The organism is Christiangramia sp. (assembly GCF_029937855.1).
GTDB lineage: Bacteria > Bacteroidota > Bacteroidia > Flavobacteriales > Flavobacteriaceae > Christiangramia.
In genome coordinates this window covers 1-14,574 of sequence record NZ_JAPYPC010000047.1, presented here as the reverse complement: position 1 = coordinate 14,574, position 14,574 = coordinate 1, and the positions used below count along the sequence as shown (strand labels likewise).

The window sequence follows — 14,574 nt, the reverse complement described above, 5'->3', positions numbered from 1 at the left end:
TCTTAGTAGTATTAGTGCGTGAAAAACCCGAAGTGAAAGCTTCGGGTTTTTTAATCTTATAAATTTCCGGACTATTCTGCCTCGGGGTTCCGTTTCACTTCTACCTTGGGAGAGGTCGAAAATGCTTTTTTTGCAGTTCCGGGTGAGGGGAATAAAAAAAATTGGTTTTTGGCCGAGAGAGGCTAAAATGAAAAAGACAAAATACTCCTACGACTGACCTCGGGGATAGTCGATTTCCAGATTCTTTTATTCAAGTTCAATTACTTCCAAATCTTTAATTTCCTTACCATCTATTTTAAACCTTAACATGGTTCTTTTTTTATGGAAACCCTGTTTACCAGCGGCACCTGGATTCATATGTAACAAATTAAGTGATTTATCATTCATCACCTTTAAAATATGAGAGTGGCCTGAAATGAATATTTTTGGTGGATTATTTCTGATTTCCTCTTTTACGGCCGGAGAATATCTTCCGGGATAACCCCCTATATGGGTAATCCAGATATCTATTTCTTCGCACCTGAATCTTTTATTTAAAGGAAATTCTTTTCTAATCGTCGCATCATCAATATTTCCATATACGGCCTTTAAAGGTTTAACTGCTGAAAGTCTATCGGTCACATCCAGTGTTCCAATATCACCTGCATGCCATATTTCATCTGCCCGTTCAGCATAATGGAGAATTCTGTCGTCTATATGTGAGTGCGTATCACTAAGAAGAAGGATCTTTTTCAAATCTTAAAATTTTTAATTTTCGTTTAACAAAGGATGGGCCTGGAAAGACTTTTTCCTTGCTATAATTGCCTTATCTTTGCATTTCGCTAATATAAAAATAAAGCGGAGCTTGCGATATTTTATAGAACTCTCATATTTTGGAAAAGCCTATCATGGTTGGCAAAATCAGCCGGACTCGATTAGTGTTCAGGAGCTTCTGGAAAAAAACCTTAGTAAAATATTGCGTTCCCCTATAGAAATAGTTGGCGCCGGCAGAACAGATGCGGGAGTTCATGCAAAGCAAATGTTTGCTCATTTTGATCATGAAGAAGTCCTGGATTTCGAATTAATGAAATATAAGTTGAATTCCATGCTTCCGAAGGATATAGCGATTTTAGATATATTCCAGGTAAAGCAGGAAGCTCATGCACGATTTGATGCAAGCAGCAGAAGTTATGAATATCATATTATTCAGAAAAAAGATCCGTTTAATAAAGATAATGCATGGTTTGTGAGGAATTCTCTTGATATTGAAAAAATGAATGAAGCTGCGGGAATTCTAACTAAATACACCAATTTTAAGTGTTTCTCTAAAAGCCGTACCGACGTTCGTACCTACAATTGCAAAATTCGTGAGGCCAGATGGCGAAAAGAGGAAAACACGCTGGTTTTTTGTATCACTGCCGATAGATTCCTTAGAAATATGGTTCGGGCAGTGGTTGGGACTTTAATAGAAATAGGAGAACATAAATATCCTGTTTCCCATATGCATGAGATCATAGAAAGTGGAGACAGGGGAATGGCCGGAACATCGGTGCCGGCACATGGATTATATTTAACCAGGGTAGAATATCCTGAAAATATCAGACTAGATTAGATGGCATCAAAAACTGGAAATGCATTCGATATGGATTTATTTAAGCGCTTGCTTAAGTATACAAATCCTTATAAACGAATATTTTATTTCGTAGGAGTTGCGGCAATTCTGGTTTCCTTATTTGCGGTGCTAAGGCCTATCATTTTACAGGAAACGGTAGATGAGGCTTTAATTCCGGCAGATTTTGACAGTCTTATATATTATGTAAGCCTCATGTTGGGGGTGTTGGTGCTGGAAGTTCTGTTTCAGTTCTGTTTTATTTATTATGCTAACTGGCTGGGACAGGAAGTAGTTCGAGATATAAGAGTAAAGCTTTTTAAGCATATGCTTGGCTTTAAAATGAAGTATTACGATAAATCTGCCGTGGGAAGGTTGGTTACCAGGGCGGTAAGTGATATCGAAACCATTGCCAGTATCTTCAGTCAGGGACTTTTTATGATCATTAGTGATCTGCTGAAAATGTTAGTGGTAATCGGAGTGATGTTCTATAAAAGTTGGGAACTTACATTACTTGTACTAACGGTTCTACCTTTTATTATTTATGCTACGCGAGTTTTTCAGAAGAAAATGAAACTGGCTTTTGAAGAGGTTAGGACTCAGGTCGCGAATCTAAATACCTTTGTTCAGGAACGAATTACGGGAATGAAAATCGTTCAGCTATTTACTCGTGAAAAGACTGAATATGCTAATTTTAAAGAAATTAATGATAAGCATCGAAAAGCCTGGGTAAAGACAGTTTGGTACAACTCTATCTTTTTTCCGATTGCTGAAATGTCTACCTCCATTACCATTGGTCTTATAGTGTGGTTTGGTGGTTTGCGCGTGGTGGCCGGCGATGATATGTCGTTGGGTATTATTGTGGCATTCATTGAACTTTCCCAGATGCTTTTCAGGCCATTAAGACAAATCGCAGATAAATTCAATACCCTGCAAATGGGAATGGTGGCAGCAAACAGAGTCTTCGATATTTTAGATACTGAAGCTAATATAGAAGATAAAGGAAGCCTGGAAATTGATAGTTTAAAAGGTGAGATAGAATTTAAGGAGGTTCGCTTTAGTTATGTAGACGATGAGGAAGTTTTGAAAGGAATTTCATTTAAGGTCAACCCTGGAGAAACTGTCGCAATTGTAGGGGCCACCGGCGCAGGAAAATCTACGATCATTAACCTTTTAAGCCGGTTTTATGAAATTGACAGCGGAGCTATTCTGGTAGATAACACCAATATTAAAGACATTCAATTAAGGTCCTTGCGGGCCCAGATAGCCGTGGTGCTACAGAACGTTTTTCTTTTTGCAGATACGATCATGAACAATATCAATCTTGATAATCCGGATATTTCTGAAGAAGATGTCATCAATGCAGCAAAAGAGATAGGGATCCACGAGTTTATTACCTCGCTTCCAAATGGCTATTATTATAATGTAAAGGAAAGAGGCGCTATGCTTTCTTCGGGTCAGCGACAACTCATTTCATTTTTAAGGGCCTATGTAAGCAATCCAAGTATTTTGGTCTTGGATGAAGCAACCTCTTCAGTAGATTCATATAGCGAACAGCTTATTCAGGATGCTACAGATAAGATTACGGAAGGGCGTACTTCCATTGTGATTGCCCATCGACTGGCTACCATCAAAAAAGCAGATAAAATTATTGTAATGGATCAGGGGGAGATCGTTGAAATTGGTAATCATAAGCAACTGTTGCAAAAAACAGATGGGTATTACAGGAAGTTATACGAAGTTCAGTTTAAGGCTGAAGAAGCGGTATAAATTATTAGAGTTATTTAACTAATATCTTCTTTAATTTTATCCTTTAACTCTTCCATGGTTTCAAACATCACAAATTGCCCGTCTTTAATATAGGAGGTTTGGCCGGTTTCTTCACTAACAACCAGTGCAAGTGCATCGGTCTTTTCAGTAATTCCTACTGCTGCCCGATGTCTTAATCCAAATCTTAGCGGAATGGACCGGTCGTTTGAAACGGGTAAAATTACCCTGGTTGCGGTAATCTTATTTTCTTCAATCACCATAGCGCCATCATGTAAGGGACTATTTTTAAAGAATATGGATTCAATGATTGGTTGATTGAGTTCTATTTTCATTTTATCCCCGGTATTCTTCACAAAATCCAGTTTGTTGCTTTTCTGAATTACCATCAAAGCTCCTGTATAGGTCTTTCCCATGGTTTCGCAGGCATCGATGATGGCATCTACATTGATCTTTGAATCAAAATCATCCCTACTAAATTTAAAACTTCTGAAAAATCTGCCTTTCTGAGTAAAATTTGTAGAGCCAATCATTAAAAGGAACTTTCTAATCTCCTGTTGAAAAACCACGATCAGAGCAAAAACACCCACGCCAACAAATTCACCCAGCACACTGCTTAAGAGTTCCATTTGTAATAATTGGGTAAGCAGCCAAACGAGGTAAATTACTACGATCCCAATAAAAATATTTACGGCTGCCGTCCCGCGTACCAGTTTATAAACATAGTAGAGGAGAAGGGCTACAAAAACAATATCCAGGATATCGAGAATTCGAAGATCTATGATGTCCAAATTGCAGGGGTTTTTTGTAAAAATAGAAAATCTAAATTTACTTAATTAATTCATGGGTTAATTTGATACATTCTTTGGCTTCTTTTACATCGTGAACACGTAAAATATTTGCTCCTTTTAATAGCGCTGCTGTATTTAAAGAAGTTGTTCCATTAAGGGCTTCCTCAGTAGAAATCTTTAGTTTCTTCCAGATCATGCTTTTCCTGGAAACCCCAACTAACAATGGTAAATCCAAATTTTGGAATAATTCGAGTTTAGCTAATAACTCAAAATTCTGTTCAATATTTTTTGCAAAACCAAAGCCGGGATCTATAATAAGATCATTTATTCCTAATTCTCTCGCTGCATTTATCCTTTCTGAAAAATAAAAAAGTACATCACTGGTAATGTCTTTATACTGGTTAAATTCTTTCATTGTTTGGGGAGTTCCTTTCATATGCATCATTATATAAGGCACCTGAAATCTGGCAATTACAGCAAGCATATTGTTATCCAGTTTTCCGGCGGAAATATCATTGATGATCGCAGCTCCGGCTTCGATGCTTTTTTCGGCAACTTCAGCCCTAAATGTATCGATAGAGAGTAATATATCAGGGAATTCCCTGATAATGATTTCAATCGCCGGGAGCATTCTTTTCAATTCTTCTTCCGCGGAAATATCGGTGGCACCAGGTCTTGAGCTGTACGCTCCCAGGTCAAGAAAAGTTGCTCCTTCCGTTAGCATTTTTTCAGCAATAGAGAGAATTTCTTTTTCAGTATTTGAACGGCTTCCGCTATAAAAAGAATCAGGGGTAATATTGATGATCCCCATCACTTTTGGTGCTGAAAGGTCTATAAGCTGGCCTTTGCAATTAATGAACATATTTCTAATTGTATTTTTTGATCGCCTGGAAATAACTTTGACTATCTGAAATATTTGCCCGAAATTTACGGAAATTACAACTACTTCATGCAGGATACTTCAAAACAATACGACGCAGTAATTGAAGGCTGCCGCAGTTTGTTTCTCAATAAAATGAAAGATTACGGCTGTGCCTGGAGGATTTTAAGGCTGCCGTCACTTACCGACCAAATCTTTATTAAAGCTCACCGAATTCGCCAGTTACAGGAAAGTGAAGTGCGTAAAGTAGATGAGGATGAAAAGTCTGAATTCATCGGGATCATTAATTATTCTGTAATGGCGCTTATTCAGTTGGAAAAAGGAATTGCCGTGCAGCCAGATCTAAATTCCGAAGAGGCGATTAAGTTATATGATGAAAAAGTTTCTGAAACAAAAGAATTAATGATGAACAAAAATCACGATTATGGGGAAGCATGGCGTGATATGAGAATTAGTTCTTTAACAGATCTCATTATTCAGAAATTATTAAGGGTAAAACAAATTGAAAATAACAAAGGAAAAACTTTGGTGAGTGAAGGTATTGATGCCAATTACCAGGATATGATCAATTATTCTGTTTTTGCCATGATACATTTCAGCGAAGCCGAAGAGAAAGTTTAGAAATAATAGTTTATGAAAGCAATTGTAAGTATCGCCAGGATCCTGGTAGGAGTTCTATTTATATTTTCAGGATTTATAAAACTGAATGACCCGGTTGGTTTCTCTTACAAATTGCAGGAGTATTTTAGCGAACCGGTGCTGGATATTCCATTTTTAATCCCATTCGCGCTGGTAATAGCGATCCTGATCGTGATTTTTGAACTCGTGTTGGGAATCATGCTACTCATTGGTTATGCCCCTAAATTCACCAGTTGGAGTTTGCTTTTGATGATCGTTTTCTTCACTTTCCTTACTTTTTATTCGGCTTACTTTAATAAAGTGACAGACTGTGGATGCTTTGGAGATGCCATCCCGCTCACACCCTGGGAGTCCTTTTATAAAGATGTAATACTCCTAATTCTTATTCTCATAATTTTCTTTAATCGGAAATTTATCAATCCCATTCTTCCCGTGAAATATCATAAATGGGTGATTTTTGTATCCTTTATAGCCTGCTTCGCCTTTTGTTATCATGTATTGATGCATCTTCCGGTTTTTGATTTCAGGCCTTATAAAGTAGGAAATAATATTCCTGAAAAAATGAAAATTCCTGAAGGAGCTGAAGAGGCTCAGGTCATTTATAGCTGGAAATTTAAAGTTAACGGCGAGGAAAAGATCATAAAGAATAATGGTGCTTACCCGCAGATAGAAGGTGAATTTATCGGCGTGGAAACCTCTCAATCTGGCGAAAACATCATTCCGCCAATTCATGATTTTGTGATAGAAGGGAAAGATGGCGATATTACAGAGGAGGTGCTATCCGCAGAGAAAGTTTTACTGATTGTTGCTTATAATCTTCGTTCTACGGAAAAAGATGGCTATAAAGCTGTAAAGTCTCTTAGCGAGGATGCACTTCAGAAGGGATACCGGGTGATAGGTCTTACTGCTTCTGGAACTGAGCTTCAGGGAAAACTACAAAAACAATACGATCTAAATTTCGATTTTTACCAAACCGATGAAACTGCTCTAAAAACAGTTGTTCGATCAAATCCCGGATTCCTGACTCTTGAAAACGGAACAATCACTCAGAAAAAACATTGGTTCGACGCTTCTGATATTGAATTATAAATTTTTGGAGCCAGTCGTTGAAAAGTTTCTAAAATTTCAGGGTTTGGCTTTGGATTAAGATTCATTCAGTCTTCCTTTACCTATATTTGTTATTGCTGTAGTGAAATCGCCACAGCTAATACGAATTATTAAAGCAAAAAAAGTGATCATGAGAAAAAATATAGTTGCCGGAAACTGGAAAATGAATAACGACCTTGCTGAAACTCAAGAACTGCTTAGCAAGTTAAAACTTCAGATGGTAAAGGAGCCAGAAGCTACGGTAATGGTTGCCCCGTCTTTTACTAACTTATATCCCACCTTTCAGGCTTTAAAAGATACTCCTGTGATTGTGGCTGCCCAAAATATGCACGAAAGTGAAAAAGGAGCTTATACGGGTGAGGTTTCTGCCAGTATGCTTAAAAGTATAGGCATAAACACCGTTATTATAGGGCATAGTGAAAGAAGAGCTTATTTTAATGAGACCAATGATATTCTGGCTAAAAAAGTTCAAACGGCGATTGATAATGAAATGAAGGTAATCTTCTGTTTTGGAGAAGAACTGGACGACAGGAGAAGCAACAAGCATTTTGATCTGGTAGAGACCCAGTTAAAAGAAAGCCTTTTTCAGCTTCCTCAAAGTGCCTGGAGTAAAATTATCCTGGCGTATGAACCGGTTTGGGCAATTGGTACGGGAGAAACTGCCAGCCCGGAACAAGCTCAGGAGATGCATAAGCACGTAAGGGATTTATTAAATAAGAATGTAGGTAAAGAAGTAGCCGAAAATACTTCAATCCTTTATGGAGGTAGTGTAAAGCCTAATAATGCCAAAGAAATTTTTGCTAAAGAAGATGTGGATGGGGGACTTATTGGAGGCGCCAGTCTAAATGCGGTAGATTTTGTAGCGATAGTAAATTCGTTTTAATAATGGCGGGAAATTATTTTGAATTTCATTTTACCATAGATCCGGTTCAGCCGGCTTCTGAAATTCTTATTGCTGAATTGGGATACCTGGGATTTGAAAGTTTTGTGGAAAATGAGGATGGTATTACTGCCTATATTCCGGAGGAAGAGTATGAAGAAGATATCCTGACCAATGTGCATATTCTTCAATCTGAAGATTTCACCATTTCTTATGAGCAAAAAGAAATAGAGCGGGTGAACTGGAACGAAGAGTGGGAGAAGAATTTTACACCAATTTTGGTGGATGATCATTGTAGCGTACGAGCTCCTTTCCATGAGAAGCCAGATGTGGACTATGATATTGTTATTGAACCGAAAATGTCATTTGGTACCGGTCACCATGCTACCACCCATATGATGATTCAACATATTCTCAAGAATGAATGGCAGGGAAAGACTGTCCTGGATATGGGTTGTGGAACTGGTGTTTTAGCTATTCTTGCGGCTATGAAAGGAGCTGAAAAAATTGATGCAATAGATATTGATAACTGGTGCTATTTAAATACCCTGGAGAATATAAGCAGAAATGATTGCGAGCATATCAATGTAGAAGAAGGTGGCGCAGAGCTGCTGAAAGATAGGAAATATGACATGATTCTTGCCAATATCAACCGGAATATCCTGTTGAGGGATTTACCTATTTATGAGAAATCATTAAAAACAAACGGCACTTTATTTTTAAGTGGTTTTTATGCCGGTGATCTTCCTGCGATCCAAAAGGCATGTGAGGCAGTGGGTTTGGATTTTGTTCAAAATTTTGAAAGGAACGATTGGATCGCAGCAAAGTTTTCACGCTGAGTTTTTTATGATAATTTGTATCTTTGAATCTTGTTGATCGAGAAATTTTTGAAGATGAGTACGAAAGAAGAATTATTAGAAGAGGTTGAAGTAAAGACCAAAGAAAAGAAGGAAAACGAGATTGTATTGTATAATGATGATTACAACACCTTTGATCATGTAATTGAAACCCTTATTTACGCATGTGAGCATACTCCGGAACAGGCAGAGCAATGTTCCATCCTGGTGCATTATAAAGGGAAATGTACAGTAAAAACCGGAATTTACGAAGAACTAAAACCGCGCTGCTCAAAGCTGCTGGAAGCAGGATTAAGTGCAGAAATTGTATAAATTATTCTCACAAACGAAAGTTAATTCTTACATATTAACTAAAAAAATCTATAAAATTTTATAGATTGTAGACATAAGTACCCCAATAATTAAAACTTACTTATGAAAACAATCAAACTATTAACTCTATTATTTGCCATTTCCTTTTTCGCTTCCTGTGAAAAGGATCAGGTTTCAGAATCTGTAAATCCTGTAGCTGAAAAAGCACCAGATGAAGTCTCAAAACATATCAGGGAGAAAGTGTCTGATCTGCATTTCAATTCAAAACATGTAGAAAAGCATAAAATGTTACTTCCAGACGGAAGTTTTATGGAAAACTATTTAATTGAAGGTGATATCGCGATGACAGAAGAGCAAATGCAAACCATGTCATCTGTTTCTGTTACAGATAAACAATATAGAACTTACAATTTGGTAAGTTCACCAAAAACGATCAATGTAATTGGGTATACCGGGGGTTCGCAGGCTTTGACCTCAAAACAGAGAACGGCTTTAGAATGGGCGATTAATAACTATAATCGATTAAACATGGGGATTACATTTACCCTTACTTTCGGAACCAATTATAGCCCTTATGATATTGTGGTATATCAAAATCAAAATGGCGAAGCCGGTGGCGTAGCTGGTTTTCCAAGTGGAGGAGATCCATATAAATATGTGCAGATTTATTCAGGAATGGAAGCTTACGATACCAATACCAATGAACATGTGATGACGCATGAAATAGGACATTCGGTTGGATTACGTCATACCGACTGGTTTAGCAGACAGAGTTGCGGGCAGAGCGGCGAAAGTGCAGATCCAGACGGAGCCGTACATATTCCGGGTACTCCGACCGGTTTCGATTCAAACTCTATTATGTTAGCTTGTTTCAGCGCTAATGAAGATGGAGAATTTGGATATTATGACTCCGTGGCTTTGAATTATCTATATTAAAAAACTAACTAAAGGGTACTTGGAGGGCAGAGAGAGATCTGCCCTTTTTTTATGTTTTTTTCCTAAAATGATTTTTCCTTTTATAAATAAGATATATATTTGCACCCGCTTTGTAAAACAGCAAAGTGGTATTAAAAAGGCCTCGTGGCGCAACTGAATAGCGCATCTGATTACGGCTCAGAAGGTTCCAGGTTTGAATCCTGGCGAGGTCACTTTTTTGGAACTAAATAAAACCAAAACCTTGTAAATCCTATGATTTACAGGGTTTTGTGGTTTTTGGACCATCATTTAATTTGATATTATTTGATGTTATTGGTTCACAAATCGTCAACAAAATTCTAAACTGTCAACAATGTTGACGGTTTGATAATGAGTGAGTTACGATATAGTTGATTTGATTTTCGTTTTATCAAATGTTTAATTTAAAACAACAACTATGCGTTCTACAAAATCATTTTCCATCCTCTTTTGGGCGTACACCTCACGCGCAAAAAATGAACAAGTGAAAATCTATGCCAGAATTACCGTAAATGGTAAACGGGCAAATATTAGTTTAAAACAAAAAGCTGATATCAAAACATGGGATTCGGTAAGACAAAGATCACGGGGCAACAGTGAATCGTCTAGAACTTTAAATCAATATTTAGATCAGGTTCATGCTCGATTAGTACAGTGTTACCAGGACTTTAAATTTAAAGATCAACTTATTACCGCAGAGCTTTTAAAAGCAAATTATTTAGGAGATGGAAAAAACTCAAAATCCCTTCAAGATTTAATCGCCTACCACAATAATAAAATAACTGGGGTGTTGGCTAAAGGCTCTATAAGAAACTTTGGAATTACTGAAAAGTATATTAACAGGTTCCTGAAAAAATCACAGAAAACAACAGATGTTTTTCTGAGTCAGCTGAATTATGAATTTATCTGTGATTTTGAAACCTTTTTACATGCATACTGGCCTGAGGGTCATCCGCGGGCGATGAGTCAGAATACAGTTATGAAACATATCCAACGATTAAGAAAGATTATTAGGCTCGGATATAATCTGGAGTGGCTGGATAAAGATCCGTTTCGCAGATGGAAACCTAGTTTTGAAAGGCGTGAAAGAGAATTTTTGACTCAAGAAGAATTACAGAAGCTTGAAACCTATATATTTCTTATAGATCGCCTGGACAGGGTTCGCGATTTATTTATATTCAGCTGTTATACAGGAATTAGCTATGCTGATTTAATAAAACTGACTAAAATGAATCTCCATTTTGGTATTGATGGGAAGAAATGGATCATCACCAAAAGACAGAAAACAAAGACCCCTGTAAAAATTCCCTTACTTGAAAAGGCTCATGAAATTCTAATAAAATATGATGCACATCCCGTAACGCAGATAACGAATACCCTGTTACCGGTGATTTCTAATGAGAAATTAAATCTTTATTTAAAGGAAGTGGCGGATGCTTGCGGAATAGGCAAGAACCTTACATTTCACATGTCCAGGCACACTTTTGCTACAACCGTAACCTTATCCAATGGTGTTCCAATAGAAACTGTTTCCAAGCTTTTAGGACATACCAAGATAACCACCACGCAAATTTATGCTCGGGTTCTGGATCAAAAAATCAGCCAGGATATGACTTCATTACAAAAGAAATTGAATGAAGGAAAGGATAATTGATTACTGTGCTATAAGAATATTAACTCGCGATCGCCTACATGAAAGTTTACATAAATCGCTTAGTCCAAATGATTGGTAATTTATTTTAAACTTTAAAAAAGGTACGCCTAATTGGGAGTACCTGGCTTTCAGTAAATTCCCTGCTATACAGTGGAAACTTCAGAATGTTTTAAATCTAAAGATTAACAATCCTGGAAAGCACGCAATGCTGTTAAAACGGTTGGAAGATAAAATAATAAAATAGTTCAATGTAATTATTTGGAAAAACTAAAAGATTATAAGCTAACAAAAAAAGTCGTCTAAAAACTAAATTTTTTTTAGACGACTTCTTTCTGACTATCCTATAAAAATTGTTAAATGGTTTTAAATAGCATCAACGTTAGCTTCGATGACGTTTTCTATGTTGTCCGGTACCAGATCAAAAAAATCATATCCGGTTAGGGCCTCAATATTATCTACCGTGGTTTTGTATTGCCTCCAGTCCGAAAAAATATTCTGACTATTCGGCATATCTACGGCAATGACCCGAGTGTTGGTATTAACCCTGTTCACATCATCATTTCCATCGGGAATAATCATTATGACTTTCCAGGTATTAGAAGGAACGGTAACATTTCCGTTAGCAATAACTTCTGCATAACCTGCGGAACCATCGCCTCCGATTCCATATCCTCCTGAAATTATATAAATCTCATAACCTCCGTTCAGTAAAGACCTGCAATAACTTTCTAAACTTGCCCATCCCAGCCGGTTGTTATTGGGTGCCTGGGGCATCATATTAGTCATGAAAAATGTATTTGAATTATCATCTACGGAAAGGGTTCGGTCTGCAGAGGGACATACATGTCCACGGTCAAAACCGCTGTATTGGTAGTCGGTTTCGTTTACGTGATACCAGCCAGAAGGCAACGTAGTATCTTCCCGGAAATCATTTTGACGAGAAGCACTTCCCAGCCAGGCCTCATCCAGATGCCAGCTTACCCAATTGGCAGTCCCTCTATCGCGGCTATAAGACATAATGTACTCTTCTTTCTGCAATAAGTAATTATTTGGCATATTTATATCGCTAATGGCAGCTGAAGGATTACCCATGGTGAGATGAACTTCACCTAATGCAGGAGAGCCTCCTCCGGTGCCAGTCTCGGGCTCAGAAGTGCCGCCAATAATAAAGTCATCAATATTAATACGATCTCCGCTACCTGAAAGTTTTACAACCCGAAATCTTACACTACCTGTAAAATCTACAGAAAAAGTTGCGGTTTCAAGGTTTATGGAAGAAGTTGTTATGATATCCCCAATACGCGCCCAGTTTGTTCCTCCATTTGTAGAAGCTTGTAGTTCCCAGCTGCTGGAAGCATCGGTGCCATAAAGAGCATGACTTAAGCTCACTGATTGGGCTCCCATAACATCATAATTCATTTGCAGGATTCCATAATCTCTAATTCGTACAGATTTCAATCCAGTTTTTCGGTCATTATCCAGTGAGCCCACCAGGGCTTCCTCTAAATACCATGTGCCGGAAGGGAAGGCGACTGTACCTGCGGCATAACTGCCTTTGGAGCCCAATTCATAATCTTCATTAATATCAACTAAAGTTCCGGTTTGTGTTGAGGGATTCGGTTCAATTATAATATCATCTATATTGAGCCTATCGCTTTTTCCATCTGTTTTCCGGATTTCGATGCGTACTTGTCCCTTTACATTTATGGTAAAAATGGAGGTTTCAAGCCTTGTCTTTTTAACCTGAACGGCAGAGCCGCTCCTAATCCAGGTTGCTCCTGCATCGGTGGAATAATATAACTCAAAGCTGGTTTGGGCATCGCGGTTATATTTGGCATGCTGAAGTGATAGGGTTTTAATCCCTTCCGGCAGATCAAATCCCATTGTAATAACGCCATTATTACGCATCCTCACCGATTGACTGCCATTTTTTGCATCTCCACTTAAGCTGCCAATTAGCGCGTCTTCAAAATACCAGTTCCCATCTGAAAAGGCCACGCTTCCGCCGGCATACGATGTTTTTGAAGCATTTTCAAAATCTTCAGCATACTTACCTTCTGCAGTAAGTACAAAATCATAAGACTCAAACGAAGTTTTAGGTAATAAACTGCCTTGGTCTGGCTCACAAGACATAAAAAATAAAGCCTGTATTGCGAACACGCATTTTAATAAAGTAAATTTTTTCATTGATTTAGGTTTTGGAATAGGATTAGTTTTTACAAGTTTCCAACTTATATCCTTTTACTGCAACCAGAATTGAAAAAAGTAAAATAGTGTTAAAAATTAATTAACATTCGCCTTTTAATATGGATAGCGGATGAATGGTTTTTCCTTATTATTGGGAAATTTGATTGTTTTGGGGTAGACTTTACTTAGGATTAAAGAATTCTCATTCTTTTACAATAGGTTCATTTTCCAGATCCAGGATCCTAGAATGGATTTCGATGCTGAACCATTCTTGAAATAATTCGTAGGTTCTGGACGCTGGCCATTCATCCTCGTCGGTGCACCAGTCATTCAGTTCATTTGCGAAGATGCCTTCGAAATTTTTAGTAAGCCATTTTTCCACATCTTCATTACTGTCCATTTCCCGTACCAGGTAAATGTTATTTTCTTCCAAGGAATTAACAGGTTCTTCTTCTTTAAAGACTCCATTTAGCCAATTGAAGAAAACTTTCTTTGGCTTTATAAGAATTGCGTTCCGGTTAATCGATTCGTAATAGTAGGTGATTGGTTCCATTGAAATTTCGTTAAACAAGAAAAATACTATTTAATTATTCAGTTTCAGCAATCCCACTATGTAAAATCTCAATTCTTTCTGAATAAATTCCGAAGCAAATTAAAAATTTAATAGATAAAAGGTAAAACAAAAAACCTCCTAAAAAGGAGGTGTGTTTTTACTTTTTTGATTCTGCGATGGAGACTTTTCGAAATTCCTTCAATAACTTTTCTAATTCTAAAGAAGATTTTCTTGCTCTGGTTCCGGCGCTTTTGTTTCCATTTTCTAATTGTGTGTTGGCATCTGTTTGGAATGATTCAAATGTTGATTGAATGTTTTCAATAAGTTCTTTCATGATTGTAGGTTTTAAATTTAAAGTTGCTAAAATAGTAGAATATTATTGATCGGTTATTTAAATGAGCAGTA

The 14,574-nt window shown here is 37.3% G+C and carries 15 protein-coding genes and 1 tRNA gene; 10 read left to right on the top strand and 6 right to left on the bottom strand.

Annotated elements, in window-relative coordinates; genetic code table 11:
- Positions 1-246: 246 nt before the first annotated feature.
- Positions 247-735, bottom strand: a complete 489-nt coding sequence (locus tag Q1K34_RS17025; RefSeq protein WP_300441659.1) for a metallophosphoesterase family protein — start codon at positions 733-735, stop codon at positions 247-249.
- A gap of 109 nt (positions 736-844) precedes the next feature.
- On the opposite strand from Q1K34_RS17025, the gene truA reads away from it, so the two are divergent.
- Both truA and Q1K34_RS17015 read left to right on the top strand, forming a co-directional pair.
- A complete protein-coding gene (gene truA, locus Q1K34_RS17020) occupies positions 845-1,591 on the top strand; it encodes a tRNA pseudouridine(38-40) synthase TruA (protein WP_300441656.1) in 747 nt (248 codons plus the stop codon).
- Positions 1,592-3,358 carry an ABC transporter ATP-binding protein gene (locus Q1K34_RS17015; protein WP_300441653.1) on the top strand — a complete coding sequence of 589 codons (1,767 nt, stop codon included), beginning with the start codon at positions 1,592-1,594 and terminating at the stop codon, positions 3,356-3,358.
- Positions 3,359-3,372: 14 nt separating this feature from the next.
- Here the strand turns inward: Q1K34_RS17015 and cdaA are convergent, their stop codons facing one another.
- Complete coding sequence (cdaA, locus tag Q1K34_RS17010) at positions 3,373-4,146, bottom strand: diadenylate cyclase CdaA (RefSeq protein ID WP_300441650.1); 774 nt, start codon at positions 4,144-4,146, stop codon at positions 3,373-3,375.
- Between the two features lie 37 nt (positions 4,147-4,183).
- Positions 4,184-5,008: a dihydropteroate synthase gene (folP, locus tag Q1K34_RS17005; RefSeq protein ID WP_300441647.1), complete on the bottom strand. Its 825-nt coding sequence runs from the start codon at positions 5,006-5,008 to the stop codon at positions 4,184-4,186.
- Between the two features lie 87 nt (positions 5,009-5,095).
- Between folP and Q1K34_RS17000 the strand changes: the two genes are divergently transcribed.
- From Q1K34_RS17000 to Q1K34_RS16965, 8 genes are all read left to right on the top strand, one after another.
- On the top strand, positions 5,096-5,647 hold the full coding sequence (locus Q1K34_RS17000) for a DUF1599 domain-containing protein (RefSeq protein WP_300441644.1): 552 nt from the start codon (positions 5,096-5,098) through the stop codon (positions 5,645-5,647).
- A 12-nt stretch (positions 5,648-5,659) separates the two neighbouring features.
- A complete protein-coding gene (locus Q1K34_RS16995; protein WP_300441640.1) occupies positions 5,660-6,754 on the top strand; it encodes a BT_3928 family protein in 1,095 nt (364 codons plus the stop codon).
- Between the two features lie 148 nt (positions 6,755-6,902).
- Positions 6,903-7,655, top strand: a complete 753-nt coding sequence (tpiA, locus tag Q1K34_RS16990) for a triose-phosphate isomerase (protein WP_300441637.1) — start codon at positions 6,903-6,905, stop codon at positions 7,653-7,655.
- A gap of 2 nt (positions 7,656-7,657) precedes the next feature.
- Positions 7,658-8,491, top strand: a complete 834-nt coding sequence (prmA, locus tag Q1K34_RS16985; RefSeq protein WP_300441635.1) for a 50S ribosomal protein L11 methyltransferase — start codon at positions 7,658-7,660, stop codon at positions 8,489-8,491.
- Positions 8,492-8,545: 54 nt separating this feature from the next.
- Entirely contained in the window at positions 8,546-8,821 is a 276-nt protein-coding gene (locus Q1K34_RS16980) for an ATP-dependent Clp protease adaptor ClpS (protein ID WP_300441632.1), read from the top strand.
- A 102-nt stretch (positions 8,822-8,923) separates the two neighbouring features.
- Positions 8,924-9,757, top strand: coding sequence for a M57 family metalloprotease (locus Q1K34_RS16975; RefSeq protein WP_300441628.1), 834 nt, complete (start codon positions 8,924-8,926; stop codon positions 9,755-9,757).
- Positions 9,758-9,895: 138 nt separating this feature from the next.
- Positions 9,896-9,969: transfer RNA gene (locus tag Q1K34_RS16970), tRNA-Arg, on the top strand.
- A gap of 224 nt (positions 9,970-10,193) precedes the next feature.
- Complete coding sequence (locus Q1K34_RS16965; protein WP_300441626.1) at positions 10,194-11,429, top strand: site-specific integrase; 1,236 nt, start codon at positions 10,194-10,196, stop codon at positions 11,427-11,429.
- Between the two features lie 363 nt (positions 11,430-11,792).
- On the opposite strand, the gene Q1K34_RS16960 is transcribed toward Q1K34_RS16965, so the two are convergent.
- The 3 genes from Q1K34_RS16960 to Q1K34_RS16950 all read right to left on the bottom strand — a co-directional run bounded on the left by Q1K34_RS16960 (position 11,793) and on the right by Q1K34_RS16950 (position 14,503).
- Positions 11,793-13,616, bottom strand: coding sequence for a DNA/RNA non-specific endonuclease (locus Q1K34_RS16960; RefSeq protein ID WP_300441623.1), 1,824 nt, complete (start codon positions 13,614-13,616; stop codon positions 11,793-11,795).
- 202 nt (positions 13,617-13,818) lie between these two features.
- Positions 13,819-14,169: a hypothetical protein gene (locus Q1K34_RS16955; protein WP_300441620.1), complete on the bottom strand. Its 351-nt coding sequence runs from the start codon at positions 14,167-14,169 to the stop codon at positions 13,819-13,821.
- A gap of 157 nt (positions 14,170-14,326) precedes the next feature.
- Positions 14,327-14,503 carry a histone H1 gene (locus tag Q1K34_RS16950; RefSeq protein WP_300441617.1) on the bottom strand — a complete coding sequence of 59 codons (177 nt, stop codon included), beginning with the start codon at positions 14,501-14,503 and terminating at the stop codon, positions 14,327-14,329.
- Positions 14,504-14,574 lie beyond the last annotated feature (71 nt).

Excerpts from the sequence above, each read along its gene's own strand:
- Q1K34_RS16975 (WP_300441628.1), top strand. The coding sequence starts at position 8,924 with ATGAAAACAATCAAACTATTAACTCTATTATTTGCCATTTCCTTTTTC.
- Q1K34_RS16960 (WP_300441623.1), bottom strand. The coding sequence starts at position 13,616 with ATGAAAAAATTTACTTTATTAAAATGCGTGTTCGCAATACAGGCTTTA.
- Q1K34_RS16955 (WP_300441620.1), bottom strand. The coding sequence starts at position 14,169 with ATGGAACCAATCACCTACTATTACGAATCGATTAACCGGAACGCAATT.
- Q1K34_RS17015 (WP_300441653.1), top strand. The coding sequence starts at position 1,592 with ATGGCATCAAAAACTGGAAATGCATTCGATATGGATTTATTTAAGCGC.
- Q1K34_RS16950 (WP_300441617.1), bottom strand. The coding sequence starts at position 14,503 with ATGAAAGAACTTATTGAAAACATTCAATCAACATTTGAATCATTCCAA.
- Q1K34_RS16995 (WP_300441640.1), top strand. The coding sequence starts at position 5,660 with ATGAAAGCAATTGTAAGTATCGCCAGGATCCTGGTAGGAGTTCTATTT.
- Q1K34_RS17000 (WP_300441644.1), top strand. The coding sequence starts at position 5,096 with ATGCAGGATACTTCAAAACAATACGACGCAGTAATTGAAGGCTGCCGC.
- Q1K34_RS16980 (WP_300441632.1), top strand. The coding sequence starts at position 8,546 with ATGAGTACGAAAGAAGAATTATTAGAAGAGGTTGAAGTAAAGACCAAA.
- tpiA (WP_300441637.1), top strand. The coding sequence starts at position 6,903 with ATGAGAAAAAATATAGTTGCCGGAAACTGGAAAATGAATAACGACCTT.
- Q1K34_RS16965 (WP_300441626.1), top strand. The coding sequence starts at position 10,194 with ATGCGTTCTACAAAATCATTTTCCATCCTCTTTTGGGCGTACACCTCA.
- folP (WP_300441647.1), bottom strand. The coding sequence starts at position 5,008 with ATGTTCATTAATTGCAAAGGCCAGCTTATAGACCTTTCAGCACCAAAA.
- prmA (WP_300441635.1), top strand. The coding sequence starts at position 7,658 with ATGGCGGGAAATTATTTTGAATTTCATTTTACCATAGATCCGGTTCAG.